We start from the raw sequence: 26,994 nt of genomic DNA on the forward strand, positions 1-26,994 counted from the left end.
GTCACCGCCGGCGAGCTCAAAATATCCCCAGTTCCAGACCGCAGGCCAGGGTGGCGCCCAGTTCGTGGCAGCGCACGAGGTCGGGTGCGCGCAGCTGTTTGGGCGCCAGAATCGCCTCGGGCGTTTGCGCGTGCGTGCAGACAATGAGGGGATCGGCCACGGCGTTCAGGCGCCAGCCCGTTGCGATGCGCTGCACTTGCCGCACCGCGTTGCTGCCGTCGCTGCCAGCGCACACCAGCAGGGCGTAGGGCCGCCCGGTGATGCGGTCCAAGGCGGGGTAATAGCAGCGGTCAAAAAAATCCTTGAGCTGGCCGCTCATCGCGGCCAGGTTTTCGGGCGTGGCGAAGAGGAATCCGTCGGCCTGCAAGACATCCTGCGCCTGCGCCGTGGCCGCGTGCAGCAGCCGCACCTGGAGCTGCGCCGCCGCGCGCGCGCCTTCGCAGGCAGCCTCGACCATCTGGCGCGTGCCGCCGGTCATGGAGTGGTAAACGGCCAACAGGGTTTTGGACATGGTGCAGCGGGCGGGCTGATGAACGGGAGGTTTGCTGGGCAGGGCGGCCATGATCTCAGATTGCCGCACAACATCTGCAGCATACATTTGCAGGCGCACCCTTTCTACAATCGGCGCATGCCACAAATTCGTTACACCCGCGCCCAGCAGCTTCCAGCCATTCTGGCCCAACGCATCGCCATCCTCGACGGCGCCATGGGCACCATGATCCAGCGTTTTCGCCTGAGCGAAGCGCAGTACCGCGGCGCGGGCTATGATGGCCCCGACGGCGCGGGCGCGCGCTTCATGGATTTTCCGCGCGAGGTCAAGGGCAACAACGAGCTGCTCAGCCTGACCCGGCCCGACGTGATCCGCGACATCCACGCACGTTACCTCGCGGCGGGCGCGGACATGGTCGAAACCAACACCTTCGGCGCGACCTCGATCGCGCAGGAAGACTATGGCATGGCGCATCTCGCGTACGAGATGAACCTGCGCTCGGCGCAGATCGCGCGCGCCGCCTGCGACCAGTTCAGCACGCCCGAACACCCGCGCTTCGTCGCGGGCGCGCTCGGCCCCACGCCCAAGACGGCGAGCATCAGCCCCGACGTGAACGACCCGGCGGCGCGCAATGTCGATTTCGAGCAGCTGCGCGCTGCCTACTACGCGCAGGTGCAGGCGCTGGTCGAGGGTGGCGCCGATCTGTTGCTGGTCGAGACGATTTTCGACACGCTCAACGCCAAGGCGGCGCTGTTTGCGATCGACGAGTTTTTCGAGGCGAGCGGAGAATGCCTGCCCATCATCGTGAGCGGCACGGTCACGGACGCCTCGGGGCGGCTTTTGAGCGGGCAGACCGTGACCGCGTTCTGGTACAGCGTGCGCCACGCGCGCCCGCTCGCCGTGGGGCTGAACTGCGCGCTCGGCGCCGCGCTCATGCGCCCCTACATCCAGGAGCTGGCGCGCGCCGCGCCCGACACCTTCATCAGCTGCTACCCCAACGCCGGCCTGCCTAACCCCATGAGCGACACGGGCTTCGACGAGACGCCCGAGGTCACGAGCCGCCTGCTGCACGAGTTTGCCGCCGAGGGCCTGGTGAACATCGTGGGCGGCTGCTGCGGCACCACGCCCGAGCACATCCGGGCGATCGCGCATTCCGTGGCCCAGGTGCCCACGCGCCGCATGTTCTATCCGGCGGCGGCTTGAGGCCCGCTGCAAAGAAACCCGTCATTGCGAGCCCCGCAGGGGCGCGGCAATCCAGCCCCGTCCTTTGCCGCACCAGCAGGCGCTGTGGCGAAGGCCCTGTGGATTGCCGCGGGCCTTCGGCCCTCGCAATGACGGGGAAGGATCATCCCCCGTCCTAATGAACAATCTGGGTTGAGGCGTTTTTGCCGCTTTGCGCAGATAGGACAAGCGCAAGTAGCTCCTTGTTCGGGAGCATTGCCTTGCCTGTTCGTCAGACGATCACGGGACTGTCAGGCAATTCATTGCCGTGCGCCGCGCCGGCCTGTGCAGGGAAATGCTGCACGAGCAGCGCTTGCACTTCATCTATGGCCAGCGCAAGGCCTTGCTCCCAATGCCCCGCGCGGAAGGTCGCTGCCATGCGCGCGACGATGTCCTGCCACTGCTGCGCCGGCACGCGCCGCGCGAGCCCGCGGTCAGCCACGATTTCGATCGCGCGTTCTGCAAGCAGCAGGTAGATGAGCACGCCGTTGTTGTGCTCGGTGTCCCACACGCGCAGCTTGCCGAACAGCATCACGGCACGCTCGCGCGGCGGCGCGGCGCGGCGCAGGTAGCTCCAGGGCAGGCCGCCTTCAATGGCGATGCGGATCTGCCCGGTGTGCTTGCGCTCGCTCGCTTGCACGCGCGCGGCCAAGTCTTGCAGCAGCTTTTCGGGGAAGATGCGATGCACCTCGCCCTCGTACCAGCGATGGCGCAGCAGCCGGAGCAATGCCTTGCAGGCGCGGAAAAATGACTGCATGTTCACCAATCCCCCGAAGCCCCGCCGCCGCCGAAGTCGCCCCCGCCGCCAGAGCTGAAGCCACCGCCCGACCCGCCACCCCAGCCGCCGCCACCCCAGCCGCCCCCGGGCGGCCCGAGCGTGATGCCGCCGCGGGCGGCCAGGGCCAGTGCAAAGAAAAACCCCAGCACGGCCACCACCACGGCGAGCAGCAGACTGGCGGAGAACCAAAACATGAGCACGCCCGCGGCTGCGCCCGTCAGCACAGCGCCCAGCGTGGTGCCGAAAAGTGCACGCAGCACACCCCCGCCCACGCTGACAAGCACAAAAAGCAGCACGAGCAAGCTGCCCCCATCGAGCCCCGCGCCGCCTTGTGCGCCTTCCTGCCCACCCTCCTGCGCGGGCGCGGGCAAGGGCTCGCCCGCGATGCGCGCCGCGATCTCCTGTACCGCGGCCTGTAGGCCGCCCGCGTAGTCGCCCGTGCGAAAGCGCGGTTTCATGCGCGTGTCGATGATGCGCGCGGCCGCGATGTCGGGGATGGCGCCTTCGAGCGCCTTGGCGACCTCGATGCGCATGCGCCGGTCGTCCTTGGCCACGACGATGAGCACGCCGTCACCCACACCGCGGCGGCCTATCTTCCAGCTGTTGCCGACGCGGTTGGCAAAGCTCGCGATGTCTTCGGGCGCCGTGGTCGGCACCAGCAGCACCACCACCTGCGAACCATGCGCCTTTTCGAGCGCCGCGAGCTGCTGCTCGAGCGCCTGCCGATCGGCCACACTCAGCGTGCCCGTCTGGTCGATCACGTGCGCCGTGAGCGCGGGCACGGGGCGCAAGTCCTGCGCCTGCGCGGGCACGGCGAGCACGGCGAGCGCACACAGAACTACTATAAAAGTAGCTACCAGTGCACGCCACGCCTTCACAAACGGCATAAAACGCTGCAAGCCGTCAAGGCTTAGACGCGGAAAAATCGACCTTGGGCGGCACGGCGATCTGCGCCTCGTTGGCCACGCTGAAAACCGGCTTGGGCTTGTAGCCGAAGGCCATGGCCGTGAGGTTGGACGGGAAGCTGCGCGCGAGCACGTTGTATTCCTGCACGGTCTGGATGTAGCGGTTGCGCGCCACGGCGATGCGGTTTTCCGTGCCTTCCAGCGTCACGCGCAGGTCGCGGAAGGCCTGGTTCGCCTGCAGCGTGGGGTAGCGTTCCGACACCGCCATCAGGCGCGAGAGCGCACCCGAGAGCTCGTTTTGCGCCTGCTGGAACTTGGCGAAGGCCTCGGGGTCGTTGAGCGTATCGGGCGTGACCTGGATCGAGGTGGCCTTGGCGCGCGCCTCGACCACGCGCGTGAGCGTCTCCTGCTCGAAATTCGCCTCGCCCTTCACGGTGGCGACGATGTTGGGCACGAGGTCGGCGCGGCGCTGGTACTGGTTGAGCACCTCGCTCCAGGCGGCCTTGGATTGTTCATCGAGGCGTTGGAAGTCGTTGTAGCCGCAGCCCGTGAGCAGCAGCGCCGTGGCGATGAGAAGCAAAAAACGTTTCATGGTTGGAAACTCCCGCAGAGAAAACTGCGCGCATTCTGCCCCATGCGCACGCTTCACGAGGCCATGCCCCATGCGGCACAATGCCCCGCATGGACGACATCGTGAAACAAGCCATGGCCAAGTGGCCCAGCGTGCCCGCCTGCTACGGTTGGCTGGGGCTGGACGCGCGCGGCCGCTGGTATCTGCGCGACGAGGCTGCGCAGGCCGCAGGGCCATTTCCGCAAAGCCGCGGCGCACTGTTGACGCACGAAAAACTGATCGAATTCATCCACCGCAACTACGAGCCCGACGAAGCCGGCCAGTGGTTCTTTCAGAATGGCCCGCAGCGCGTGTTCGTCGAGCTCGAGTGCGCGCCGCTGGTGTGGCGCGTGGCGGAAGACTTCAGCGTGGTCGCGCACACGGGCCGCGCCGCCGTGGTGCGCGAATGCGTGCTGGACGAGTCGGGGCGGCTGTACCTGGCGTGTGATATGGGAGCCTGTCGGGCTTTGGGCGTCGAAAGCGAGAAGGCGCCCCGGCGAGGCCAGTTTTTGCCGGATTCGCCGCCCCATAGCGGGACTATGGGGCAAGAAGCCGGTAAAAAATGGGCCGCTGCGGCGCATTCGCAGCCGACGATGCCAAACCCCGACAGGCTCCTGGGTTTTGGCATCGTGCACAGCCTGGACATTGTGCAGGCGGCGCAGGCCGTGGAACTGGGCCTTTGGACGCCGCAGGCGCTGCGCCAGGCCGAGCTGCCCGCGCGCTATGGCTATGTGCTCAGCCCGTTGGCGCGGCACCTGCAAGCGGGCCCGCAGCGGGGATGAACCTGTAGCCCCAGCACCTGTCGCGCGAAAAAACACGCCCTTGCATCTGCCGTGGCGGCAGAGGACAAGGGCGGCAGGATGGGAAAACCTGGAGGCGATCAGTTCGCGCTTGCCGCGGCGGCCGGCTCACCGGCTGCGGCATCCGAAGCGGCGGCGGCAGGCGCGGCCGGTTCGGTGAACTTGGCGCCCGCGGCGTTTGCCATGTAGGCCACCCCGCGTGCAATTTCGGTGTCGTTGAAGTCGCCACCGCTTTGCGGCGGCATGGCGTTCTTACCCTTCATGGCGGACTGCACCAGCGCGTCGAACCCCGTCTGGATGCGCGGTGCCCACGCTGCGGCGTCGCCAAACTTGGGCGCACCGGCCACACCCGCGGCGTGGCATGCAGAGCACTGGGCCTTATACACATCCTCACCGCTGCGCAGCGGACGGTTGGCATCGCGTATTTCCACCGAGCCTACCTTCTGAATGCGGGCCGCAACGGCCTTTTCCAGATTGTCGGCGCCGGCAGCGGGCTTGTTGCCGGAGCTCACATAGATGACCAGACCGATGATGATGAAAACCGGCACGACGAAGGCCAGAATGCTCGTCACCAGCAATTGCTTGGGCGTCTTGATCGGGCCCGTGTGGGCTTCTTCGGTATGGGTGTCGCTCATGGGAGGATGGGGTGGTAGTTGGTGGTGAATTTGACTTTTGATTATATGTTTGCGTGTTGTCGGCAGCGGCATCAGGCCACGCTGCCGAGCAGCAGGTACTCCATGAGCGCCTTTTGCACATGCAGGCGGTTTTCCGCCTCGTCCCAGACGACCGACTGCGGGCCGTCTATCACTTCGGCGGCGACTTCTTCGCCGCGGTGCGCGGGCAGGCAGTGCATGAACAAGGCGTCGGGCCTGGCGGCGGCCATCATCGCGGGCGTTACGCACCAGTTGGCAAAGGCTTTTTGGCGCGCCGCGTTCTCGGCCTCGTAGCCCATGCTGGTCCAGACGTCTGTGGTGACGAGGTCGGCGCCCTTGCAAGCCTCATGCGGATCACTGAAGAATTGATAGCTGCCAGCGCTGATTCCACCTGCGCTGGAGGCCATTTTGGCATCTATTTCGTAGCCGCGCGGCGTGCTCACGTGCACCCTGAAGCCCAAGAGCGACGCGGCCTGCAGCCAGGTGTTGGCCATGTTGTTGCCGTCGCCCACCCAGGCCACGGTGATGCCTTTGAGGCAATCGGTCGGGGACGTCTGCCCCGGCGTACTGCGGTGCTCGATGAAGGTGAACAGGTCGGCCAGGATTTGGCAGGGGTGGTATTCGTTGGTCAGGCCGTTGATTACGGGCACGCGCGAGTGCGCGGCAAAGCGCTCGATCTTGGTCTGCTCGAAGGTGCGGATCATCACCAGATCGACCATGCGGCTGATGACGCGCGCCGTGTCCTCGATCGGCTCGGCGCGGCCGAGCTGGCTGTCGCCCGTGGTCAGGTGCACCACCGAGCCGCCGAGCTGGTACATGCCGGCCTCGAAGCTCACGCGCGTGCGCGTGCTGGCTTTTTCGAAAATCATCGCGAGCGTGCGATCGACGAGCGGGTGGTGCTTTTCGTAGGCCTTGAACTTCTTTTTGATGAGCGCGGCGCGGCGCAAGAGGTAGGCGTACTCGTCGGCAGTGAAGTCGGTGAATTGCAGGTAATGCTTCATCGGGGCTGTCATGGGGCTCTCGCAGGGTTCGGCTCATTCGGCCAGGAAGGCTTGCACCAGCGGCGTGAGGCGCGCGACGATCTCGTCGGCCTCGGCGGCGCTGAGGATCAGCGGCGGCACGATGCGGATCACGCTCTCTGCCGTCACGCTGATCAACAGGCCCGCGTCGGCCGCGCGCTGCAGCAGCGCGCCGCAGGGCTTGGCGAGCTCCACGCCCAGCATCAGACCCTGGCCACGCACTTCCTTGACGCCCGGCAGGCTGCCGAGCGCTTGCTCCAGCCCGGCCTTGAGGTGTGCACCCACGCGCGCGGCGTTCTCGAGCAGGCCGTCTTCTTCCATGATGCGAATGGTTTCCAGGCCCGCGCGCATGGCCAGCGGGTTGCCGCCGAAGGTGCTGCCGTGGTTGCCAGGCTGCAGCACGTTCGCGGCCCTGGGGCCGGCCACCACCGCGCCCACGGGCACGCCCGAGCCCAGGCCCTTGGCCAGCGGCATCACGTCGGGCACTATGCCCGCCCACTGGTGCGCAAACCACTTGCCCGTGCGGCCCATGCCGCATTGCACCTCGTCGGTCATGAGCAGCCAGTCGCGCGCGTCGCACAGGCGGCGCAGCTGCTGCAGGTATTCGATGCGCATGGGGTGGATGCCGCCTTCGCCCTGGATGGTTTCGAGGAACACCGCGACCACGTTGGGGTTGCCTGCGGTGGCGCGTTCGAGCGCGGCGATGTCGTTGAGCGGCACGCGGATGAAGCCTTCGACCAGCGGGCCGAAACCGGCCTGCACCTTGGGGTTGCCCGTGGCCGAGAGCGTGGCGATCGAGCGGCCGTGGAAGGCTTTTTCATACACCACGATTTCGGGCCGCTCTATGCCTTTGTCGTGGCCGAACTTGCGCGCGATCTTGAGCGCGGCCTCGTTCGCCTCCAGGCCCGAATTGCAGAAGAACACGTTGCTCATGCCCGCGTGCTCGGTGAGTTTGGCTGCCAGCGCCTCTTGCAGCGGCACGTGGTAGTAGTTGGAGGTGTGGATCAGTTTGCCCAGCTGCTCCTGCAGCGCCGGCACGAGCCTGGGGTGGTTGTGGCCCAGCGTGTTGACCGCGATGCCCGCGAGCGCGTCGAGGTATTCCTTGCCGTTCACGTCCCACACGCGGCAGCCCTGGCCGTGCGAGAGCGCGATGGGCAGGCGCCCATAGGTGTTCATCACGTGGGGCGATGCGGCCTCGATGAAAGCGGTCATGCGCGAATCTCCTGGCGGTGCGGTAAAGACGGCTGCCCATGGCATGCGACACCATAGTGGGCGGGCTGGAAGGCAACGATTCTAGCCAGCCTGAAATGACAGCTCTTATATAAGAGTTAGAATCTTCGCTGCGGTGCAGCATGCAGCGATCCTGCCTGTGTTTTGCCGCTGACCAATCCAACCCTGATGGTTTCCCCTGCCGCCAAAGAAGTCTTCATCCTGGGCATCACCCAGGAAGGAAAGACCTTTCGCCCCAGCGACTGGGCCGAGCGCCTGGCAGGGGTGATGAGCCAGTTCCGCCCCGGCGGCGCCGCACCGGGCAGCCACCTGAGCTATTCCCCCTGGTGCATCCCGACCATGCTCGACGGTGTGAAATGCGTGGTCGTGAACAGCGAACTGCGCGAGCACGAGCCCATGGCCTGGAATTTCGTGCTGAATTTTGCGCACGACAACCAGCTCCAAGTGCGCGAAGGCTGTCTGCTGCCGGATGCAGTGGAAAAACCGGCCGACCCGCCCGGCGCAAAGAAGCCGTGAAGCCCCCGCCGGCTGATCAGATCGCCTTCTGAATCCACCAGCCGCGAAACAGATACGGCAGGCGCGGCCCCTGGCGGTCGGACACGCCACCCTTGTCTTCCACGCTCACGGCAAGCTCCACCGCGCCTTGCAGCGCCTGCGGCTGCACGGGGATTTGCAGTGTCTGGTACTTGCTCAGCACCAGGCCCAGCGAGCGCGGCGGATTTTTGCCGTCCAGCGCCCACAGCTGCATGCTGTCTTCGGGCCCTTCGCGCACGGCGTTGAGGCGCTGCACCTGCAACGCCTCGGCCTTGGGGTCGTAGGTGACGAGCAGGGCCGGGCGCTGCTGGCCATCGACGAGCACGGCCAGGTAGTGCACCTGCGGCAGCGCCACGATCTTGGCCTGCAAGTGGCGGACTTGCGCCTTGAGCTGCTCGTACAGGCTCACACTCGTGGCCCAACCGAGTGCAAGCACGAGCAGCAGCGCGATGCTGAGCGCACGCCACCAGGGGCTCACACGGCGTGAAAGTGATGAGGACGACGAGGACGATGAGGAGGTCGAAGGTGACGACGGGCCGAAGGGCGCCGCCGCCGTTTCGGGGTGCGCGCCGGCGGGCGGTGGTGCGGGGGAATCTGTCATGACGCGAGTGCAAAAAAGCGTGGTGCAATCCACTGAAGTATGCCCGCGGCAAGAACCGGCCCGCTGGCGCACAATGGCAAAGCGGCCGCCAAACATGACAGACCGTGCGTGTGCTGCTACAAATATTTTCTCACTGAAGGAGTTCCCATGGACTTGATCGAACGCTTGCAATGGCGCTACGCCACGAAAAAAATGGACCCGACGAAAAAAGTGCCCAAGGAAAAGGTCGAGCGCATTCTGGAGGCCGTGCGTCTGGCGCCCACCTCCAGCGGGCTGCAGCCGTTCGAGGTCATCGTGGTGACGAACGCGCAACTGCGCGAAAAAATCCAGGCCATCGCCAACGGCCAGACGCAGATCGGCGACGGCTCGCACCTGCTGGTGTTTGCCGCCTGGGACGACTACACCGCCGCGCGCATCAATGCCGTGTTCGACCACACCAACGCCGAGCGCGGTGGCAAGAACGAAGGCTGGGAGGCCTACCGCCAGATGCTGCTCGCGCGCTATCCGCAGCGCGGCGCCGAAGTCAACTTCCAGCATGCGGCGCGCCAGGCTTACATTGGCCTGGGCGTGGCGCTGGTCGCGGCGGCGTTCGAAGAAGTGGACAGCACGCCCATGGAGGGCTTCGATGCCGACGCGCTCGACGCCTTGCTGAACCTGCGCGCACGCGGCCTGCGCAGCGTGGCCATCATGCCGCTGGGCTACCGCGATGCGGCCAACGACTGGCTGGTGGCGCTCAAAAAAGTGCGCCGTCCGCACGAAGAGTTCATCTCCTGGGTGGAGTGAGCGGCGGCGCGGCGCAGGGTGGCAGCAGCGCGCATGCAAAAATCCGCCCCTGCCATGTCTGATTCCGCAGCACCTCCCCCGCGCCCCTCCTGGCGGCAAACGCTGCTCATCTATCTCGAGCCAGCCAGCTTGCGCATGCTGGCGCTGGGCTTTGCGGCGGGCCTGCCGCTGCTGCTGGTGCTGGGCACGCTGAGCTTTCGGCTGCGCGAGGCCGGCATAGACCGCAGCACCATAGGCTACCTGAGCTGGGTGGGTCTGGCCTACGGCTTCAAGTGGCTCTGGGCGCCGCTCGTGGATCGGCTGCCGCTGCCGCTGCTCACGCGCTGGCTCGGGCGGCGGCGCAGTTGGTTGCTGTTCGCGCAGGCCGTGGTGGTGGTGGGCCTCGTGGGCATGGCGTTTGCCGATCCGCGCCAGGCGCTCGGCCCCATCGTGGGCTGCGCACTCGCCGTGGCCTGGGGCTCGGCCACGCAGGACATCGCACTCGACGCCTTTCGCATCGAATCGGCCGACGCGCGCGTGCAGGGCGTGCTCGCCGCGGCCTACCAGACGGGTTACCGCCTCGCAATGATCTGGGCCGGCGCGGGCGTGCTCTGGATCGCGGCGCGCGCGCAAGCCGATGCGGCCAGTGCAGCCGGCGCAGCGCTGGCCCAAGGCGCGGCAGGCTACGACCATGGCGCCTGGTGCACGGCCTACCTGGTGATGGCGGCGTCCATGGCGCTGGGCATGCTCACGGTGCTGCTCTCGCCCGAGCCCGCGCCGCTCGCACTCGCACCCGTGCAAAAGCTCTCTGCCTGGCTGCGCGGCGCGGTGGTTGAGCCCTTTGCCGACTTCTGGCGCCGCTACCACTGGCAGGCGGGCCTGATCCTCGCGCTGATCGCCGTCTATCGCATCAGCGACGTGGTCATGGGCATCATGGCCAACCCGTTTTACGTCGATCTGGGCTTCAGCAAGGACGAGGTCGCCGCCGTCACCAAGGTCTATGGCGTGGCAATGACGCTGCTGGGCGCCTTCATTGGCGGCGCGCTGGCCCTGCGCCTGGGCGTGATGCGCGTGCTCATGCTGGGCGCGGTGCTGAGCGCGGGCAGCAACCTGCTGTTCGCCTGGCTGGCTGGCCACGGGCACGACCTGCGCGCGCTCGTGGCCGTGGTCTCGGCCGACAACCTCGCGGGCGGCGTCGCGTCTTCGGCTTTCGTCGCCTACCTGTCGGGCCTGACCAACCTGCGCTATTCGGCCACGCAGTACGCGCTGTTCAGCTCCATCATGCTGCTGCTGCCCAAGTTCGTCGCGGGCTTTTCGGGGCGCTATGTGGACGCTTTCGGCTACGCGCAGTTTTTCACCGCCACGGCGCTGCTGGGCGTGCCCGTGCTGTTGCTGGTGTGGCTGGCGGCGCGCTTCAGCCGCCCGGAGTGAACCTTTGCGCCCGCCATTTGAAGGGTACAAATGGCTTGCAGCGATTGATGAATAAGCACAAGCAGCTACATTCTTAGCAGCAATCGAACAGTCTCAATGCGCATGCCCATGCGCGCCATGCACATGGCGGTGCGCGATCTCTTCGGGCGTGGCGGGGCGCACGGCGGTGACCTTGCAGGCAAAGCGCAGCGCCTGGCCTGCGAGCGGGTGGTTGCCGTCGAGGTGCACCACGGGGCCTTTGATTTTGACCACGTGGAACAGCTGGCGCTCGCCCGCGTCGCTCAAGCCTTCGAGCTGGCCGCCCACTTTCACGCCGGGCGGGAATTCAGCCTTGGGGATGGTGCGCACCAGGCGCTCGTCGCGCAGGCCGAAAGCCTCTTCGGGGCTGAGCTCGATGGTGGTCGTGAAGCCCACGCTCTGGCCTTCGAGCGCCGCTTCGACCTTGGGGAACAGGTTGCCGTAGCCGCCGTGCAGATAGGCCAGCGTGCCCGCATCGAGCGGCTGGCCCTGCAAGCTGGTGATGCGGTAGTTCAGTGTGACGGCGGTGTTTTGCGTGACTTGCATCGGATGGAAAAGCAGATGAACGATGGATGCCCGGCGCAGCGCGCTGGCCGGAAGGCGCATTGTCGGTGAAGGCCCTGGCTGATGGGGTGATCGATGGGGCGGTGGAAGTGTTCACGCACGCGCCGCACGCCGCTTGCATCCCAGCGCAACCCGCTGCCCGGCGCTACCTGCGCTGCCCAGCATTGCCGTGCAAACCTCAACCCGGCAGGCTGTCCGCCTGCGCCCCAGGGTGGCGCGCAAAGCGCCGCGCCTGCGCGCCGTGCACGGGCGCGCTCGTGGGCCAGGGCCAGCCGCCGAATTGGGTGCGCCGGTAGTCCTCCAAGGCCTGGTGGATTTCGGCGCTCGTGTTCATCACGAAGGGCCCGTACTGCGCCACGGGCTCGCCGATCGGCCGGCCCTGCAGCAGCAGGCATTCGACCGTCGATGCGCCCGTGTTGGCAAGCAGCACATCCTGCCCTGCGCGCAGCTCGAGCGCGGCGTGTGCCTGCACTTCCTGCGGCCCGATGCGCAGGCGCTCGCCCGCAAAAAAGTAGAGCATGCGCCGCGTCTGCGCGTGCCGCGCCGCGGGCAGCAGCCACTGCGCGCCGGGCGCGAGCTGCAGCGTCCAGATCGCCACCTCGGCCTCCGGCTGCGCGGCCCAGGATTCGGGCGGTGGCGGCAGCGGATCGGCCACACCCTGCGGTGCACCCGGCAGCGCACCCGCGATCAGCGTGACCGTGCTCGTGCGGCCCTGCGCGTCGCGCTGCACAAGCTGCGGGATGCGCTCGCGCCAGAACATGGTGAAGTGTGGCGCCGCCATCTTCTGGCGCGCGGGCAGATTGAGCCAAATTTGCAGCAGCTCCAGCGGGTTGGGCGCGTTCGTATCGAGCAGCGGAAACATCTCTGAGTGCACGATGCCGCGCCCCGCCGTGAGCCACTGCACGTCGCCCGCGCCAAAGCGCGCGGCCGCGCCAGGGAGCCTGTCGGACTTTGGAGTCGTCGGCTGCGAATGCGCCGCAGCGGCCCATTTTTTACCGTCTTCTTGCCCCATAGCAGCACTATGGGGCGGCGATTCCGGCAAAAACTGACCTCGCTGGGGCGCATTCTCGCTTTCGACGCCCAAAGCCCGACGGGCTCCTAGCGAATCGGCATGGTCCACGAAGCCGCGGCGCACGATAGACACCGTCTCGAAGCCGCGGTGTGGGTGCGCGGGAAAGCCCGGCACGCTGCTGCCGTGGTACATGCTCCAGCCGTCCTGGCGGCTGAAGTCGTTGCCGAGCTGCCGCCCGCCAAGCGCCGCCGCTGGCCCGAAGGCGCCGTTGCCCGGCGGGTAGGCGTCGTCGTGGTGCGCGCAGAACAGGAACGGATCGATGGTGGGCCACAGCGGGCCCAGCGGCTGGGTTTGCAGGATGGGGGACATGGCAGGCTTCGCAAGGAGTCAGAGACCCGCATGATTGCAGATCACTTTGGCCTTTGGCGCCTTGTGGCCAAGCCGCGCCGCTGCGCCTATGGCTCTATGGCGCGCGCACAGCGGCCGGGTCGGTGACGAGGCATCGCCCGGCTACGCGCCCGCGCCCCCAAAAGCGCAAGGGCGAGGAAGCACACCCTACTCCCTCGCCCCCACTCCGTACCGGCGCCTCTGCGCAGAGCGCCGCAGCACCCCCCGCGCGGCGAATCCGTCAAGCCGCAGCGGCAGCCTCTGCCCCCGACGGCTTGCGCATGCGGCGCGCAGCGCCACCCAAGCCCAGGGCGGAGAGGAAGAGCAAAGCCGCACCGGGCAAAGGAACGGCATTCACACTGGAATAGGCGCGGTAGTCGCTCAAGGCACCACCCGTCAGACCGCTGATCGTGAAGCTTTTGGTAGGGATGGCCCAGTGAAAGAGCAACTCACCACCACCAAGGTGCACCGCCAGGTAGTCGAACGCACTGGTGGTGGTCAAGGAATAGACACCCGCCGCTCCTTTCGCTGGCCCCGAAACACTTGCATCACTGCAGTTCGTGCTATCAGAATTGCAGTATGCAGCCAAGCTCAAGGTAGCTGGAGCCACGCTGAACTGGGTGGCGACGTAGCCCAAGATAGCGTCCGGATTTTGCGGCGTCAGGTTGCCGTCGTAGTACCGAACATCGCCGGTGCTCAGGCCGCCAGGGCTTACGGTCAGGTTGGTGGTCTTATTTTTATAAGTGACCGCGAAACTGTTGCCACCCGAAATCGTAGGCTGTGTCCACGTAGCGGCATGACTTACAGCCGCAGCAGACAGCAGCATGGCGGCGCACAGAGGGCGAAAAATGGCTTGCATGGCGAACTCCGTCTCTTTCACATTTACAGTGGAATCGACTGTAACGGCGTGCAACACGAAAAGCGATAGTCCGAACGGGTGGATCGCCGGCCTTGCGCCTGGGCCAGGACGTGGGGCGGTGTGGCGCGCTGCGGCTCATTTGGTTGCTGCGCATGGGGCAGGCTCTTCGTGCCTGCCGGCGCAGCGGCGCTTTGCCTGCACCGCCAACCCGCCAGCAGGAATCAAACTGGCATGTAGCGCTTGACTGTCTTCCGTTTTTTGCTATCGATAAAGAATCATTCTGGGTATTTGCGCTTCTCCAACCTGCGCCCCACTCAGGCCGCCGCCAGCTGCGGCCGGCGCACGCTGCCCAGCAGCGCCACGAGCACGGCGGCGGCCAGCGGCCCCAGGCTCAGCAGCGTGAGGCCCAGGCCGAAGCCGCCCGAGTGCTCCTTGGCCCAGCCGATGATGTAGGGGCCGACGAAGCCGCCGAGCGCGCCCACGGAGTTGATCATGGCAAACGCACCCGCGATCGCGCTGCCCTTGAGGTAGAGCTGCGGCAGCGTCCAGAAGCCCCCGGTCGAACCCATGATGCCCGCGGCGCCCAGGCTCAGCGCGGCGTTGGCAAGCACCGGATTGGTGGTTCCACCTGCGATCCACAGCCCCAGCGCGCCCGCAAGCAGCCCCGCGATGGCGACCGAAAAACGCCGCCCCGTGCGATCCACGTAGCGCCCGAGCGCAATGATGGCGACCAGCGCGACGATGAAGGGAATGGCCGAGATGAAGCCCGTCTGCAGCGTAGAGGCGCCGAATCCGCGCACGATTTGCGGCACCCAGAAGATGATGCCGAAGCTGCCGATCAGGGCGCCAAAGTAGGCCAGGCTCAGAACTATGACGGGCAAGGACAGCAGCCCATCGCGCAGGCTGCTGCGGTGCTGCGGCGTGGCCTGCAGGCTTTCGCGCGCGAGGGCGTCTTCGAGCGCCTGCGCTTCGTCGGGGTGCAGCCAGGCGGCGTCACGCGGGCGGTCGGGCATGAGCCGATACACGGCCAGGCCCGCGAGCAGCGTGGGCAGCCCTTCGAGGATGAACATCCACTGCCAGTTTTTCAGGCCCCACAGACCATGCAAAGACTCCATGCCCAAAATTGCGCCCGACACCGGCCCGCTGATGATCAGCGCCACGGGCATGGCAGCCATGATGAAGGCGCTCATGCGGCCGCGGTACTCGGCCGGAAACCAGTAGGTCAGGTACAGAAACAGCCCCGGCAGCAGGCCGGCTTCGGCCATGCCGAGCAGAAAGCGCAGCGTGAAGAACGAGTTCGCGCTGTGGGTGAAAGCCATGAGCACGGCCACGCAACCCCAGGCGATGGTGAGCGGCGCGATCCAGCGGCGCGCGCCGATTTTCTCGATCATCATGTTGCTCGGCACTTCGAACAGCACGTAGCCAAAGAAGAAAAAGCCCACGCCCAGCGCATAGACGGTGGGTGTGAAGCCAAGGTCCTGGTTCATGCCCAGCGCCGCGAAGCTGACGTTCGCGCGGTCGAGGAAGCTCAGCAGGAACAGCAGGGCGAGAAAGGGCATGAGCCGCCGCGCAGCTTTGGCGACGACGGATTGGACTGGATGGGCTGCCATGGATGCGCTCACAGTGAACAAAAAGTTGCAACGCAGCACAGTGTCCGGCAGGCGCGCTGGTGGAGCGATGCGGGTTTACCCGGAAGGCGGGCCTGCTATCTGGCCGCAGCCGCGCCGCACCAAGCCGTCCGGGCCACGCCAATCTGCATCCTCCCACGCATCCCCCTCACCCCGCCCAGGCGGCGCGCAGCAGCGCGGCCGGCTCGCTCGTGCCGCTGCTGATGCCCGTGACCGGGCCCCAGTCGGGGTCGAAGCGGCTGCTGATGAAGGCGCCTGCGGCCTCGGCGCTCGCGTGCTGCAGCATCAGGCAGGCCTGCGCGCTGAGCGCGAGGCGTTGGGTAAAGCGGCGCGCCTGGCGTTCGAGCTCGGCAGGCGGCTGCGCGAGCGCGGCGCGCAACTGGCGCACCTGCGCCACGAGCGGCGGTGCGGCGGCTGCTGTGGCCACGCCGTGCAGATGCTCGAGCAGGCGCTGCGCGTCCTCGGGCTGGCGCGCGATGGCGCGCAGCACGTCCAGGCACATGACGTTGCCCGAGCCCTCCCAGATCGAATTCACTGGCGCCTCGCGGAACAGCCGGCCCATGGGGCCGCTGGTTTCGACGTAGCCGTTGCCGCCCCAGACCTCCATGGCCTCGCCGGTCAGGGCCACGGCACGCTTGCAGACCCAGAACTTGGCCGCGGGCGTCATGATGCGCCGCCACGCGCCGTCGAGCGCCTCATCGGAGCCAAAGCGCCCGGCCAGGTCCATGGCCAGCAGCGTCGCGGCCTCGGATTCGAGCGCGAGGTCGGCGAGCAGCTCGGTCATCATGGGTTGCTCGGCGAGCGCGCGGCCGAAGGCGTGGCGGTGGCGCGCATAGTGCAGCGCCTGCACCAGCGCCTGGCGCAGCAGCCCGGCGCTCGAGAGCGCGCAATCGAGCCGCGTGTAGGTCGCCATCTCGATAATGGTCGGGATACCGCGCCCCTCCTCGCCCACGCGCACACCCCAGGCCTCGTGGAACTCGACCTCGCAGCCGCTGTTGGAGCGGTTGCCCACCTTGTCCTTGAGGCGCAGCAGGTGGATGGGGTTCTTGCTGCCGTCGGGGCGCCAGCGCGGCACGAAAAAGCAACTCGGGCCGTGCGCGTCGGTGCGCGCGAGCGCCAGATGGCCGTCGCACATGGGCGCCGAGAAAAACCATTTGTGCCCCGTGAGCAGGTATTCGTCGCCCCAGGGGCCGCTGCCCGCGGGCACGGCGCGCGTGGTGTTGGTGCGCACGTCGCTGCCGCCCTGCTTTTCCGTCATGCCCATGCCGACTGCGATGGAGCGCTTTTGCACGAGCGGAATGTCGCGCGCATCGTGTTCGAGCGAGGCCAGCAGCGGCGCGGTGAGCGCGTACAGCGGCGCGTTGCGGCGCAGCACCGGGATGCAGGCCTTGGTCATGGTGGTCGGGCAGGCCGAGCCGGCCTCGATCTGGCTGTGCATGAACAGCGACGCGCCGTAGGCCGTCCAGGCCGAGGGGCGCGCGTCGGTGAAGGGCAGGTTGGCGATGCCGTTGCGCCGCGCGATCGCCATGATCTGGTGCCACGCGGGGTGGAACTTGATCTGGTCGATGCGCTGGCCCATGGGCGCGAAGGCGACGAGCTCGGGCGCGTAGCGGTTCGCGTCCTCGGCGGCGCGCAGCGTGGCCTCGGCGCCGTATTCGGCGCCCTGGCGCAGCAACTCCGCTTCGCGCCACTGCGCCCCGCCGCGCGCCACGGCGCGGCGCAGCACCGGGTCGCTGCTGTAGAGGTTGTAGTCCTTGAGCTCGGGCACCTGGTTGTCGGGGTGGACGCCCGCTTGGGGGCTGGCGAGGGTGGCGGTCATGGGGTCTCCTGATGATGGATACTGGTGTCGGAAAATTCTATGGGCCACCGCCTGCCAAGGTGTTCGGATTCATGAAGCCCCGCCGCACCCCCGCAAACCGCAGAAGAAGGCCGCGCCAGTCGCGCGCCTTGCACACCGCCCGCGCGCTGCAGGAGGCCTTTGTTCGGCTTTTGGTCGAAAAAGACTATGCCGACGTGACCATCCGCGAGATCGTGGCGCTGGCGGGCACGGGGCTGGGGAGCTTTTACGAATACTTTGCGAGCAAGCAGGACCTGGCGCGCGTGAGCCTGCACCTGCGCACCAAGTCCCTGCTGCTCGCGCAGCACGCCGCCGTGACGCAGCACGCCGGGCAGCCGCTGGACGCGATCGTCGATGCCGTGGTGGCCGCGCAGCTCGCTGCGCACGGCGGCCCGCCCGAGGAATGGACGGCGCACTACCTGCTTGAGCGCCACCAGTCGGACGCGGCTGCGTACCGCAAGATGTACGAGCGCTTCATCGGCGCCTGGATGGGCGCGTTCGACGCGGCCGGCGACCTGCCGCCGCACTTTCCCCGGCGCGAGGCCGCGCAGGTGTGCCAGGCCATTTTGTACGGCCTGTTCGCGCACGCCTACCTCAGCGCCAGCCCCGCGCCCGACCGCGCCCTGCTCGCGCGGCAGGCGCGCACGGCCTTGCACGCTTATCTGGGCAGCGTGCGCGGGACGCTTTCAGATTAATGGTCTTTTTGGCCGTTTGCGCAGATATATCAAGCACAGGCAGCTATTTAAAACAAAGCGGTTATCCGTTCGGCGGCTGCAGATACAGCTGCGCCAGCTTGGCGCGCGCCGCGGCGTTCAGGCCGAGCACGCGCTCCAGGTAGGGCTCAGGGCCGCCGTATTCGGCGTCGATCAGGCGCAGCGCGGCGTCCAGAAAATCCTCGCGCACGAACCAGATCACTTCGAGCACTTCGCGCGGCGTGCTCGACGAGGCGAGGAACGGCGGGCGGTAGAGCGCGTTGGTCAGCAGGTAGTCCTGCATCACCACGTCGCGCGGCACGCCGAGCGCGAGCAGGATCAGCGCGGCGGCAAAGCCCGTGCGGTCCTTGCCCGCGGTGCAGTGAAACACCAGCGGTGCGTCGCTGGCCAGCAGCAGCTGCAGCAGCTCGGCAAAGCGCGGCGCGTTGTCGTGCACGAAGGCGCGGTAGGTGTCCTGCATGAGCCGCACGGTCTCGGCCGGTGTGGGCGCGCTGCCTTTTTGCAGCAACTCCTGCACACGCTGCACCACCATGGGCTCGACGTGCAGCGCGTACTGCGTCACGCCCGGCAGCGTGTAGGGCTGTGCGGCGCGCTCGTGCATGCCGCGAAAGTCCACTGCGCGCGCGATGCCCAGCTCTGCGAGCCGCTGCTGGTCGGCCGGCGTGAGCGCGCCGAGCTGGTCCGAGCGGAACAGCCGGCGCCACTTCACGGGCCGCCCCTGCAGCCCAGGGTAGCCACCGAGATCGCGAAAATTCGTCAACCCTTCGAGCGCCAGGGCGCGCGGCGGGGTGGCTGGGTCAGGCGCGAGCGCGGGCAGCGTGCCGGCGGGGGCAGAGGGTGTGGTGGGCGAAGTCATGCCGGTATTTTGACGGCTTGTGTTTTGCGCCGGGATGTCAGCCGCGCCCCGAGCCAGAGCCTCAGGCCGCATGGCGATAATGCGCGCCATGCCGAACCGCTGGAAACCCAATGTCACCGTGGCGGCGCTGATCGAGCGCGACGGCCGCTTTCTGCTCGTCGAGGAAGACACGGCCGACGGCCTGCGCTTCAACAACCCGGCGGGGCACCTGGACCCGGGCGAGTCGCCGATCGAAGCCTGCGTGCGCGAGGTGCTCGAGGAGACGGCCTACGACTTCACGCCCACGGCGCTGGTGGGCATTTACCTCAACCGCTTCCGGCGCACGCGCACGGGCGACGACATCACCTACCTGCGCTTCGCCTTTGCGGGCACGGTGGGCACGCACCACGATTGGCGCCAGCTCGACGAGGGCATCGTGCGCGCGCTGTGGCTCACGCCCGACGAAATCCGCGCCTGCGCCGAGCGTCACCGCAGCCCGGTACTGCTGCAATGCCTGCACGATTACCTGGGCGGGCAGCGCCATCCGCTCGAATTGATCCACACCGACGCGAGCGTGTGGAACGGCGCCTGACGCCGCAAGCCGCTGCCCGCAGCCGGCATGGCGCGGGATAATTCCGCCCATGCACAAATACCGCGTCGTCGTGGGCCTCTCGGGCGGGGTGGATTCCGCCGTGTCGGCCTACCTTCTGAAGCAGCAGGGGCACGAGGTCGTCGGCATCTTCATGAAAAACTGGGAGGATGACGACGACAGCGCATACTGCGCGTCGAACGTCGATTTCGTCGATGCCGCGGCCGTGGCCGACGTGCTGGGCATCGACATCGAACATGTCAACTTTGCCGCCGAATACAAAGACCGCGTGTTCGCCGAATTTTTGCGCGAGTACGAGGCCGGGCGCACGCCCAACCCCGACGTGCTGTGCAACGCCGAGATCAAGTTCAAGGCCTTTCTCGACCACGCCATGCGCTTGGGCGCCGAGAAAATCGCCACCGGCCACTACGCGCGCGTGCGCCAGAGCCCGGCGAGCGGGCGGTTCGAGCTGCTCAAGGGGCTGGATGCCGGCAAAGACCAAAGCTATTTTCTGCACCGCCTGAACCAGGCGCAGCTGGCCAAGACCTTGTTCCCCGTGGGCGAGCTGCAAAAGTCCGAGGTGCGCCGCATCGCCGCCGAGATCGGGCTGCCGAACGCGCAGAAAAAAGACTCGACCGGCATCTGCTTCATCGGCGAGCGGCCGTTTCGTGAATTCCTGCAGCGCTACCTGCGCCACACGCCCGGCCCCATCCTCGACGACAAGGGGCGCAAGCTCGGCGAGCACGTGGGCCTGAGCTTTTACACCCTGGGCCAGCGCCAGGGCCTGGGCATAGGCGGCGTCAAGGAGCGCGGCGCGCAGCGCGGCGGCGCTGTGCACGCGCCCTGGTTCGTCGCGCGCAAGGAGCTGGCCACCAACGTGCTGCGCGTGGTGCAGGGGCACGACCACCCCTGGCTGCTCTCGCAGCGCCTGGACGCGCAAGACGCCAGCTGGATCGCCGGCCAGCCGCCCGCGCCCGGCGCTTACGCGGCCAAGACGCGCTACCGCCAGCCCGACGCCGCGTGCACGCTGGTGCACACGCAGGGCGACCAGTTCCGCCTCGCATTCGCCACGCCGCAATGGGCCGTCACGCCCGGCCAGAGCGCCGTGCTCTACGCGGGCGAGGTGTGCCTGGGCGGCGGGGTGATCGCGGCAGCCGACGCCGCGTAAGCTCACACCCCAAAGGCGGCGCGCGCCTGGTCAGGCCGGCGCGCCGTCCGCTCCGCGCGCGAGCACCGGCGCGAGGGCCTGGCCCGTGGGAATGGGCTGTTGCGCGACGGCTTCAGGCGTGCCCGCGGCGGTGATGCGCCCGCCCTCGGCGCCGCCCTCGGGGCCCAGGTCTATGACCCAGTCGGCCTCGGCGATCAGGTCCAGGTCGTGCTCTATCACGAGCACGCTGTGGCCATGGTCGACCAGGCGGTGCAGCACATCGATGAGCCTACGCACGTCGGCCATGTGCAGGCCCACGGTGGGCTCGTCGAGCACGTAGAGCGTGTGCGGCGCCTTTTGCCCGCGGCGCCCGACTTCGTCGCGCACCTTGCTGAGTTCGGTCACGAGCTTGATGCGCTGCGCCTCGCCGCCCGAGAGCGTGGGGCTGGGCTGGCCCAGCGTGAGGTAGCCCAGGCCCACGTCCTGCAGCAGCTGCAGCGGGTGCGCGATGCTGGGCATGCTCGCGAAGAATTCCACCGCCTCATCGACTTCCATGCGCAGCACGTCGCCAATGCTCTTGCCGCGCCAGCGCACCGTGAGCGTCTCGGGGTTGAAGCGCGCGCCGTGGCAGGCTTCGCACGGCACTTTGACGTCGGGCAAAAAGGCCATGCCTATGGTGCGTATGCCCTGGCCCTCGCAACTCGTGCAGCGCCCCGCGCTGGTGTTGAACGAAAAGCGCCCCGGCCCCCAGCCGCGCGCCTTGGCTTCGAGCGTTTCGGCAAACAGCTTGCGTACCGTGTCCCAAAAGCCGATGTAGGTCGCGGGGCAGCTGCGCGGCGTCTTGCCTATGGGGGTCTGATCGACTTCGAGCACGCGGTCAATGGTCTCGAAGCCCGCGAGCCCCGTGCAGCCCACGAGTGCCGGCGCGCGCCCCGCGTCCATGGCTTCGCGCCCGGCGCGCGTGCTGCGCTGCTGCACCCAGGCTTGCACGTTGCGCAGCAGCACTTCGCGCGCGAGCGTCGATTTGCCCGAGCCGCTCACGCCCGTGACCGCGACCAGGCGGCGCAGCGGCACGCGCACGTCGAGCTGCTGCAGGTTGTGCAGCTGCGCGCCGTAAAGGCGCAGCCATTCGGCGGGCTGCATGTTTTCGGAGTCAAATTCGGCTTTTGTGCTGATGGGGTAAGCGCTATCAGCTTCTTTATCCATAGCGTTTTGCGGGGCTGCAGAACGCCCGCCTTCCCAAGCCGGGTCGGGCACCACGGGGCGGCGCGGCTGCAGCGGGTGGCGCATGGCGTGCAGCAGGTAGCGCCCGGTTTGCGAGGCAGGTTCTGCGGCCAGGTCTTGCACGCTGCCCTGCGCCACCAGGCGCCCGCCACGCCGGCCCGCGCCGGGGCCGATGTCGATGAGGTGGTCGGCGGCGCGCAGCGTGTCTTCGTCATGCTCGACCACCACCAGCGTGTTGCCCTGGTCGCGCAGCTGCTGCAGGGCGCGCAGCAGCACGCGGTTGTCGCGCGCGTGCAGGCCGATGGTGGGCTCGTCGAGCACGTAACACACACCCTGCAGGTTGCTGCCGAGCTGCGCCGCGAGCCGGATGCGCTGCGCCTCGCCGCCGCTGAGCGTGGGCGCGCCGCGCTCCAGCGTGAGGTAGCCCAGGCCCACTTCTTCGAGGAAGGCGAGGCGGCTCTGGATCTCGGGCAGCAGGTCGCGCGCGATCTCGGCCGCGCGGCCCTGCAGGCGCAGCCCCGCGAACCAGCGGCGCAGTTCGCGCACGCTCTGGCGCGCGAGGGTGGTGATGGCGATGCCGGCGGTAGCGGCTGCACCGGCCGTGGCGCTGGCAGCGTCGGTGTCGGTGTCGGTGTCGGTGTCGGTGTCGGTGTCGACAAGCGGCCCGGCGCCCGGCAATTCCAGTAGCACCGCGCGCGCCGTGGCGTTCAGGCGCGTGCCCTGGCAAGTCGGGCAGACGGTGTCGGCCAGGTCTTCGACCTCGGGCTCGGCAAAGGTCTGCTCACGGCCCTTGGCGTCGTCGGCGCGTTGCGAATCGTCGAACAGCTTGCGCTGCTCCTTGCTCAGCAGCACGCCCGTGCCCACGCAGTCGGGGCACCAGCCGTGTTTGCTGTTGTACGAAAACAGGCGCGGGTCGAGCTCGGCATAGCTGGTCGCGCACACCGGGCAGGCGCGCGTGGTGGAAAACACCTGCAGCGTGCCGACCGCGGCCGTGGAGGCGCCCGCGGCCAGCGCCTCGGCCAGGCCGTCGAGCGGCGCGAGCACGTGCAGCACGCCCTTGCCCAATTCGAGCGCGCGCGTGAGGCCATCACGCAGCAGGGCTTCGGTCTCGGGCGTCACGTGCAGGCTCAGCACGGGCAGCTCGATGCTATGTTCTTTGAAGCGATCCAGGCGCGGGAATGGGGCCGTGGGTACGAATTCACCATCCACGCGCAAGTGGCTGTAGCCGCGCGTGCGTGCCCACTCGGCAAGCTCGGTGTAAATGCCCTTGCGCCCCTGCACCAGCGGCGCGAGCAGGCCGATGTGCTGGCCGCGGAATTGCTGCAGCAGCTGCGCGGCGATGCGCTCGGGCGTTTGCGGCTGCACCGCGGCGCCGTCGTGGATGCAGTGCTGCACGCCGAGCTTGACGTAGAGCAGGCGCAGGAAATGCCAGATTTCCGTGCTCGTGCCCACCGTGCTCTTGCGCCCGCCGCGCGAGAGGCGCTGCTCTATCGCCACCGTGGGCGGAATGCCATAGACCGCATCGACTTCGGGCCGGCCCGCGGGCTGCACGATGCTACGCGCGTAGGCGTTGAGGCTTTCGAGGTAGCGGCGCTGGCCTTCGTTGAACAGGATGTCGAAGGCCAGTGTCGATTTGCCCGAGCCGCTCACGCCGCTGACCACGTTGAAGCGCCCGCGCGGAATCTGCACGCTCAGGTGCTGCAGGTTGTGCTCGGTGGCGTTCACGATGTCTATGGTGTTTTTTGCCCCTAGTGCCCGTCCCGCTTGCGCTTGCAGCTCCTGTTTCAGGAGTTCTGGCGCGGCCTCCTGCACGGCGCCTGCGCCCAGGCCCAGCGTCTGGTCATAGTCGCGCAGCGCCCAACCGGTGTGGGAGGTTGGATGCTGGCGCAGGTCTTCGGGCGTGCCCTCGGCCACGATGCGCCCGCCCGCGTCGCCGCCTTCGGGGCCCAGGTCGATCAGCCAGTCGCTCGCGCGGATCACGTCGAGGTTGTGCTCGATCAGGATCAGCGAATGCCCCGCGTCCAGGAGCTTGCGCAGCGCGCGCATGAGCTTGGCGATGTCGTCGAAGTGCAGCCCCGTGGTGGGCTCGTCGAACAAAAACAGCGTGCCCTTGCGCGCGAGCGGCTGGCGGCTCACCGACGCGCTCTTGGCGGCCTGCGCCAGAAAGCCCGCGAGCTTGAGGCGCTGCGCCTCGCCGCCGCTCAGCGTAGGCACGGGCTGCCCCAGCGCCAGATAGCCCAGCCCCACGTCCACGAGCGGCTGCAGCATGCGCAGCACCTCGCGATCCTGCGCAAACACCTGCACCGCCTCAGCCACCGTCAGCTCCAGCACCTGCGCCACGTTCAGGCGCCTGAAGCCAAAATTGGGGTCAGATTCCAATTTCTGGCCTTTTTCTGCAGAATTGGCGGAATTGGGGTCAGATTCCAATTTCGCCCCGCTTTCGAGGTCGTCGGAATAATTGGAATCTGACCCCAATTTATGTGGTGCGCCCGCAGTGGCGGGGAAATTGGACTCTGACCCCAATTTCGACTCTGACCCCCATTTCCGCTCGATCGTGACTTCGAGGATTTCGGGGCGGTAGCGTTGGCCGTTGCAGTCGGGGCAGCGCAGATAGACGTCGCTGAGGAATTGCATCTCGACATGCTCGAAGCCCGAGCCGCCGCAGGTGGGGCAGCGGCCGTCGCCGCTGTTGAAGCTGAACTTGGTGGCGGTGTAGCCGCGCTGGCGTGCGAGCGGTGCGTCGGCGAACAGGGCGCGGATGGCGTCCCAGGCGCCGACGTAGCTCACGGGGTTGGAGCGCGCCGTCTTGCCTATGGGCGACTGGTCGACGAAGACCACGTCGCTCAGGTGGTCGGCGCCGAGCAGCCTGTCGTGCGCGCCCGGCGGCTCGGTGGGCTTGCCGAAGTGGCGCAGCAGCGCAGGCGCGAGAATGTCCTGGATCAGCGTCGATTTGCCCGAGCCACTCACGCCCGTCACGGTGACCATGCGCTGCAGTGGAAACTCCACCGTCACGTTCTGCAGGTTGTGCGCACGCGCGCCTTCGAGGATCAGGCGCGGCGTGGCCTCGGTCACGCGGCGCTTGTAGCCGAAGCCGACCTGCTTGCGCCCGCTCAGGTACGCGCCCGTGAGCGTGTCGGCCTGGCGCAGCGCTGCGGGGCTGCCGTCGAAGACGATGCGCCCGCCCTGCGCGCCCGGCCCCGGCCCCATGTCGATCACGCGGTCGGCCGCGAGCATCACGGCCGGGTCATGCTCCACCACCACCAGCGTGTTGCCCGCGTCGCGCAGGCGCAGCATGGCCTCGGTGATGCGGTGCATGTCGCGCGGGTGCAGGCCGATGCTGGGCTCGTCGAGCACGAACAGCGTGTTGACCAGCGAGGTGCCCAGCGCCGTGGTCAGGTTGATGCGCTGCACCTCGCCGCCGCTGAGCGTGCGGCTTTGCCGGTCGAGCGTGAGGTAGCCCAGCCCGACATCGCACAGGTAGCGCAGGCGCGTGGCGATCTCGTCGTAGAGCAGGCGCAGCGCCTGCGCCTCGCCGTGCGATTTCAGGTCGAATCCGCCCTTGGCGCTCGTGGGTAAAGCGCTGGCAGCTCCTGATTCGGAAGCGTTTTGCGCCTGCTGCAATTCGTCGGTGAGCAGCGCGAAAAAGCGCCGCAGCCGCGCGATGGGCAGCAGCATCAGGTCGTGCAGGCACAGGCCCGGCAGCGCCTCGAGCTGCGTGCGGCTCCAGGGCAGGCCCACGGGCAGAAAGCGCTGCGCGGGCTCCAGCACGGCGTCGGCCGCGGCCTTGCTGCCCACGCGCCACAGCAGGCTCTCGCTGTGCAGGCGCGCACCGCCACAGTCCGGGCAGAGCGTGTAGCTGCGGTATTTGGACAGCAGCACACGGATGTGCATCTTGTACGCCTTGCTCTCGAGGTAGTCGAAAAAGCGCTGGATGCCGTACCACTGCTTTTGCCACTGGCCCGACCAACCCGGCGCGCCCTGCAGCACCCAGTGCTGCTGTTCGGGCGTGAGGCGGTTCCAGGGCGTGTCGCGCGGGATGCCCGCGGCCTCGGCGTGGCGCAGCAGGTCGGCCTGCACCTCTTTCCAGGCGGGCGTCTGTATGGGCTTGATCGCGCCGGCGCGCAGCGTGAGCTTGTCGTCGGGGATCACCAGGCCCCAATCGACACCGATCACGCGGCCAAAGCCGCGGCACGTGGGGCACGCGCCCACGGCGGAATTGAACGAGAACATCGACGGCAGCGGCTCGTGGTAGTGGAGGCCGCTGTCAGGGCAGTGCAGGCCGCTGGAAAAGCGCCAGCACTCGGGGGCGCCGTCGCCATCGCCCTTGGCCTCGTTCTTGGCCTCGTTCTTGGCCTCGTCCTTGGCCTCGTCCTTGCCACCCGAAGGCAGGCGGTACACCGTGAGCTGCCCGCCGCCGCGCTGCAGCGCGAGCTCGATCGCCTCGATTACGCGCGCCTTGTCGGCCACGCTCCAGCGAAAGCGGTCGGCCACCACGTCGAGCACCTTGACGGGCGGCTGCCCCGGCGCGCCGGGCACTTCGCGCTCGGCCTGCACCTTGGTAAAGCCGCTCGCCGACAGCCATTGTTCGATCTGCTCGGGCGGCGTGCCCGCGGGCACGGTCACGGCAAAGGTGAGCACGATGCGCGCATCGTCGGCGGCGCAGCGCCGCTGCAGCTCGGCGTAGATGCTCTCGGGCGTGTCGTGCTGAACGGGCAGCGCGGTCTGCCGGTCGAACAGCCGGCCCGCGCGCGCGAACAGCAGCTTGAGGTGGTCGTTGAGCTCGGTCATCGTGCCCACGGTGGAGCGCGAGCTGCGCACGGGGTTGGCCTGATCGATCGCGATCGCCGGCGGCACGCCCTCGACCTTGTCCACCGCGGGCTTGTCCATGCGGTCGAGAAACTGGCGCGCGTAGGCGCTGAAGGTTTCGACGTAGCGCCGCTGGCCCTCGGCGTAGAGCGTGTCGAACACCAGGCTCGACTTGCCCGAGCCACTGGGCCCCGTGACCACGGTGAGCTCGCCCGTGCGCAGGTCCAGGTCGAGGTTCTGCAGCTTGTGCTGGCGCGCGCCGCGGATGCGTATCAGTCCCTGGGTCATGGCTGCAATGGGGGTCGTGTGTGGGTGAGGCGGGGCATTGTAGGAGGGGTGTG

The 26,994-nt window shown here is 67.7% G+C and carries 23 protein-coding genes; 8 read left to right on the top strand and 15 right to left on the bottom strand.

The window, feature by feature from the left end; all coding sequences use genetic code 11:
- Positions 1–16: 16 nt before the first annotated feature.
- On the bottom strand, positions 17–511 hold the full coding sequence (locus FK527_RS07175; RefSeq protein ID WP_144731727.1) for a flavodoxin family protein: 495 nt from the start codon (positions 509–511) through the stop codon (positions 17–19).
- A 117-nt stretch (positions 512–628) separates the two neighbouring features.
- Here FK527_RS07175 and FK527_RS07180 point away from each other — a divergent pair, with 117 nt between their 5' ends.
- Positions 629–1,693, top strand: coding sequence for a homocysteine S-methyltransferase family protein (locus tag FK527_RS07180; RefSeq protein WP_144731731.1), 1,065 nt, complete (start codon positions 629–631; stop codon positions 1,691–1,693).
- A gap of 250 nt (positions 1,694–1,943) precedes the next feature.
- Here the strand turns inward: FK527_RS07180 and FK527_RS07185 are convergent, their stop codons facing one another.
- The 3 genes from FK527_RS07185 to FK527_RS07195 are packed head-to-tail and all read right to left on the bottom strand — an operon-like array spanning position 1,944 to position 3,986.
- Positions 1,944–2,468, bottom strand: a complete 525-nt coding sequence (locus FK527_RS07185) for a TPM domain-containing protein (protein WP_144731734.1) — start codon at positions 2,466–2,468, stop codon at positions 1,944–1,946.
- A gap of 2 nt (positions 2,469–2,470) precedes the next feature.
- A complete protein-coding gene (locus FK527_RS07190) occupies positions 2,471–3,376 on the bottom strand; it encodes a TPM domain-containing protein (RefSeq protein WP_144731737.1) in 906 nt (301 codons plus the stop codon).
- A 16-nt stretch (positions 3,377–3,392) separates the two neighbouring features.
- On the bottom strand, positions 3,393–3,986 hold the full coding sequence (locus tag FK527_RS07195; RefSeq protein WP_144731740.1) for a LemA family protein: 594 nt from the start codon (positions 3,984–3,986) through the stop codon (positions 3,393–3,395).
- An 89-nt stretch (positions 3,987–4,075) separates the two neighbouring features.
- Here FK527_RS07195 and FK527_RS07200 point away from each other — a divergent pair, with 89 nt between their 5' ends.
- Complete coding sequence (locus tag FK527_RS07200) at positions 4,076–4,786, top strand: DUF2946 family protein (protein ID WP_144731743.1); 711 nt, start codon at positions 4,076–4,078, stop codon at positions 4,784–4,786.
- A 98-nt stretch (positions 4,787–4,884) separates the two neighbouring features.
- On the opposite strand, the gene FK527_RS07205 is transcribed toward FK527_RS07200, so the two are convergent.
- From FK527_RS07205 to FK527_RS07215, 3 genes are all read right to left on the bottom strand, one after another.
- Positions 4,885–5,439 (bottom strand): c-type cytochrome, encoded by a 555-nt coding sequence (locus FK527_RS07205; protein ID WP_144731746.1) that lies wholly within the window; start codon positions 5,437–5,439, stop codon positions 4,885–4,887.
- A 71-nt stretch (positions 5,440–5,510) separates the two neighbouring features.
- Positions 5,511–6,458 carry an ornithine carbamoyltransferase gene (gene argF, locus FK527_RS07210; protein WP_144732052.1) on the bottom strand — a complete coding sequence of 316 codons (948 nt, stop codon included), beginning with the start codon at positions 6,456–6,458 and terminating at the stop codon, positions 5,511–5,513.
- A 33-nt stretch (positions 6,459–6,491) separates the two neighbouring features.
- Positions 6,492–7,688 (bottom strand): aspartate aminotransferase family protein, encoded by a 1,197-nt coding sequence (locus FK527_RS07215; RefSeq protein WP_144731749.1) that lies wholly within the window; start codon positions 7,686–7,688, stop codon positions 6,492–6,494.
- Positions 7,689–7,874: 186 nt separating this feature from the next.
- Between FK527_RS07215 and FK527_RS07220 the strand changes: the two genes are divergently transcribed.
- Complete coding sequence (locus FK527_RS07220) at positions 7,875–8,222, top strand: DUF3579 domain-containing protein (RefSeq protein ID WP_144731752.1); 348 nt, start codon at positions 7,875–7,877, stop codon at positions 8,220–8,222.
- A 16-nt stretch (positions 8,223–8,238) separates the two neighbouring features.
- Here FK527_RS07220 and FK527_RS07225 read toward each other — a convergent pair whose 3' ends face one another.
- Positions 8,239–8,841 carry an anti-sigma factor gene (locus tag FK527_RS07225; protein ID WP_186298403.1) on the bottom strand — a complete coding sequence of 201 codons (603 nt, stop codon included), beginning with the start codon at positions 8,839–8,841 and terminating at the stop codon, positions 8,239–8,241.
- A 147-nt stretch (positions 8,842–8,988) separates the two neighbouring features.
- On the opposite strand from FK527_RS07225, the gene FK527_RS07230 reads away from it, so the two are divergent.
- Positions 8,989–9,624, top strand: a complete 636-nt coding sequence (locus FK527_RS07230) for an NAD(P)H-dependent oxidoreductase (RefSeq protein ID WP_144731758.1) — start codon at positions 8,989–8,991, stop codon at positions 9,622–9,624.
- Between the two features lie 33 nt (positions 9,625–9,657).
- Positions 9,658–11,034: an AmpG family muropeptide MFS transporter gene (locus tag FK527_RS07235; protein ID WP_144731761.1), complete on the top strand. Its 1,377-nt coding sequence runs from the start codon at positions 9,658–9,660 to the stop codon at positions 11,032–11,034.
- 93 nt (positions 11,035–11,127) lie between these two features.
- Here FK527_RS07235 and FK527_RS07240 read toward each other — a convergent pair whose 3' ends face one another.
- From FK527_RS07240 to FK527_RS07260, 5 genes are all read right to left on the bottom strand, one after another.
- A complete protein-coding gene (locus tag FK527_RS07240; RefSeq protein ID WP_144731764.1) occupies positions 11,128–11,598 on the bottom strand; it encodes an FKBP-type peptidyl-prolyl cis-trans isomerase in 471 nt (156 codons plus the stop codon).
- Between the two features lie 196 nt (positions 11,599–11,794).
- Positions 11,795–12,997, bottom strand: coding sequence for a pirin family protein (locus FK527_RS07245; protein ID WP_246072705.1), 1,203 nt, complete (start codon positions 12,995–12,997; stop codon positions 11,795–11,797).
- 259 nt (positions 12,998–13,256) lie between these two features.
- Positions 13,257–13,874: a hypothetical protein gene (locus FK527_RS07250; RefSeq protein WP_144731767.1), complete on the bottom strand. Its 618-nt coding sequence runs from the start codon at positions 13,872–13,874 to the stop codon at positions 13,257–13,259.
- A gap of 314 nt (positions 13,875–14,188) precedes the next feature.
- Positions 14,189–15,484 (bottom strand): MFS transporter, encoded by a 1,296-nt coding sequence (locus FK527_RS07255; RefSeq protein WP_144731770.1) that lies wholly within the window; start codon positions 15,482–15,484, stop codon positions 14,189–14,191.
- A gap of 166 nt (positions 15,485–15,650) precedes the next feature.
- On the bottom strand, positions 15,651–17,321 hold the full coding sequence (locus FK527_RS07260; protein ID WP_144731773.1) for an acyl-CoA dehydrogenase family protein: 1,671 nt from the start codon (positions 17,319–17,321) through the stop codon (positions 15,651–15,653).
- Positions 17,322–17,449: 128 nt separating this feature from the next.
- On the opposite strand from FK527_RS07260, the gene FK527_RS07265 reads away from it, so the two are divergent.
- Entirely contained in the window at positions 17,450–18,034 is a 585-nt protein-coding gene (locus tag FK527_RS07265) for a TetR/AcrR family transcriptional regulator (protein WP_246072706.1), read from the top strand.
- A gap of 61 nt (positions 18,035–18,095) precedes the next feature.
- Here FK527_RS07265 and FK527_RS07270 read toward each other — a convergent pair whose 3' ends face one another.
- The gene (locus FK527_RS07270) at positions 18,096–18,908 is read right to left on the bottom strand and encodes a tyrosine-protein phosphatase (protein ID WP_144731778.1); all 813 of its coding nucleotides are present in this window, start codon (positions 18,906–18,908) and stop codon (positions 18,096–18,098) included.
- 88 nt (positions 18,909–18,996) lie between these two features.
- Between FK527_RS07270 and FK527_RS07275 the strand changes: the two genes are divergently transcribed.
- A complete protein-coding gene (locus tag FK527_RS07275) occupies positions 18,997–19,479 on the top strand; it encodes an NUDIX hydrolase (RefSeq protein ID WP_144731780.1) in 483 nt (160 codons plus the stop codon).
- A gap of 49 nt (positions 19,480–19,528) precedes the next feature.
- A complete protein-coding gene (gene mnmA / locus FK527_RS07280) occupies positions 19,529–20,644 on the top strand; it encodes a tRNA 2-thiouridine(34) synthase MnmA (protein ID WP_144731782.1) in 1,116 nt (371 codons plus the stop codon).
- 30 nt (positions 20,645–20,674) lie between these two features.
- Here mnmA and FK527_RS17230 read toward each other — a convergent pair whose 3' ends face one another.
- Complete coding sequence (locus FK527_RS17230) at positions 20,675–26,941, bottom strand: excinuclease ABC subunit UvrA (protein WP_186298404.1); 6,267 nt, start codon at positions 26,939–26,941, stop codon at positions 20,675–20,677.
- Between the last annotated feature and the right edge of the window lie 53 nt (positions 26,942–26,994).

It is taken from the genome of Extensimonas perlucida, assembly GCF_007655255.1.
GTDB classification, from domain to species: Bacteria; Pseudomonadota; Gammaproteobacteria; order Burkholderiales; family Burkholderiaceae_C; genus Extensimonas; species Extensimonas perlucida.

What these genes read in the sequence shown, in the direction of transcription:
- FK527_RS07270 (WP_144731778.1), bottom strand. Translation starts at nt 18,908, where the DNA reads ATGACTTCGCCCACCACACCCTCTGCCCCCGCCGGCACGCTGCCCGCG.
- FK527_RS07180 (WP_144731731.1), top strand. Translation starts at nt 629, where the DNA reads ATGCCACAAATTCGTTACACCCGCGCCCAGCAGCTTCCAGCCATTCTG.
- FK527_RS07185 (WP_144731734.1), bottom strand. Translation starts at nt 2,468, where the DNA reads ATGCAGTCATTTTTCCGCGCCTGCAAGGCATTGCTCCGGCTGCTGCGC.
- FK527_RS07255 (WP_144731770.1), bottom strand. Translation starts at nt 15,484, where the DNA reads ATGGCAGCCCATCCAGTCCAATCCGTCGTCGCCAAAGCTGCGCGGCGG.
- FK527_RS07175 (WP_144731727.1), bottom strand. Translation starts at nt 511, where the DNA reads ATGTCCAAAACCCTGTTGGCCGTTTACCACTCCATGACCGGCGGCACG.
- FK527_RS07250 (WP_144731767.1), bottom strand. Translation starts at nt 13,874, where the DNA reads ATGCAAGCCATTTTTCGCCCTCTGTGCGCCGCCATGCTGCTGTCTGCT.
- mnmA (WP_144731782.1), top strand. Translation starts at nt 19,529, where the DNA reads ATGCACAAATACCGCGTCGTCGTGGGCCTCTCGGGCGGGGTGGATTCC.
- FK527_RS07275 (WP_144731780.1), top strand. Translation starts at nt 18,997, where the DNA reads ATGCCGAACCGCTGGAAACCCAATGTCACCGTGGCGGCGCTGATCGAG.
- FK527_RS07240 (WP_144731764.1), bottom strand. Translation starts at nt 11,598, where the DNA reads ATGCAAGTCACGCAAAACACCGCCGTCACACTGAACTACCGCATCACC.
- FK527_RS07200 (WP_144731743.1), top strand. Translation starts at nt 4,076, where the DNA reads ATGGACGACATCGTGAAACAAGCCATGGCCAAGTGGCCCAGCGTGCCC.
- FK527_RS07205 (WP_144731746.1), bottom strand. Translation starts at nt 5,439, where the DNA reads ATGAGCGACACCCATACCGAAGAAGCCCACACGGGCCCGATCAAGACG.
- argF (WP_144732052.1), bottom strand. Translation starts at nt 6,458, where the DNA reads ATGAAGCATTACCTGCAATTCACCGACTTCACTGCCGACGAGTACGCC.
- FK527_RS07220 (WP_144731752.1), top strand. Translation starts at nt 7,875, where the DNA reads ATGGTTTCCCCTGCCGCCAAAGAAGTCTTCATCCTGGGCATCACCCAG.
- FK527_RS07260 (WP_144731773.1), bottom strand. Translation starts at nt 17,321, where the DNA reads ATGACCGCCACCCTCGCCAGCCCCCAAGCGGGCGTCCACCCCGACAAC.
- FK527_RS07245 (WP_246072705.1), bottom strand. Translation starts at nt 12,997, where the DNA reads ATGTCCCCCATCCTGCAAACCCAGCCGCTGGGCCCGCTGTGGCCCACC.
- FK527_RS07215 (WP_144731749.1), bottom strand. Translation starts at nt 7,688, where the DNA reads ATGACCGCTTTCATCGAGGCCGCATCGCCCCACGTGATGAACACCTAT.
- FK527_RS07235 (WP_144731761.1), top strand. Translation starts at nt 9,658, where the DNA reads ATGCAAAAATCCGCCCCTGCCATGTCTGATTCCGCAGCACCTCCCCCG.
- FK527_RS17230 (WP_186298404.1), bottom strand. Translation starts at nt 26,941, where the DNA reads ATGACCCAGGGACTGATACGCATCCGCGGCGCGCGCCAGCACAAGCTG.
- FK527_RS07190 (WP_144731737.1), bottom strand. Translation starts at nt 3,376, where the DNA reads ATGCCGTTTGTGAAGGCGTGGCGTGCACTGGTAGCTACTTTTATAGTA.
- FK527_RS07225 (WP_186298403.1), bottom strand. Translation starts at nt 8,841, where the DNA reads ATGACAGATTCCCCCGCACCACCGCCCGCCGGCGCGCACCCCGAAACG.
- FK527_RS07195 (WP_144731740.1), bottom strand. Translation starts at nt 3,986, where the DNA reads ATGAAACGTTTTTTGCTTCTCATCGCCACGGCGCTGCTGCTCACGGGC.
- FK527_RS07230 (WP_144731758.1), top strand. Translation starts at nt 8,989, where the DNA reads ATGGACTTGATCGAACGCTTGCAATGGCGCTACGCCACGAAAAAAATG.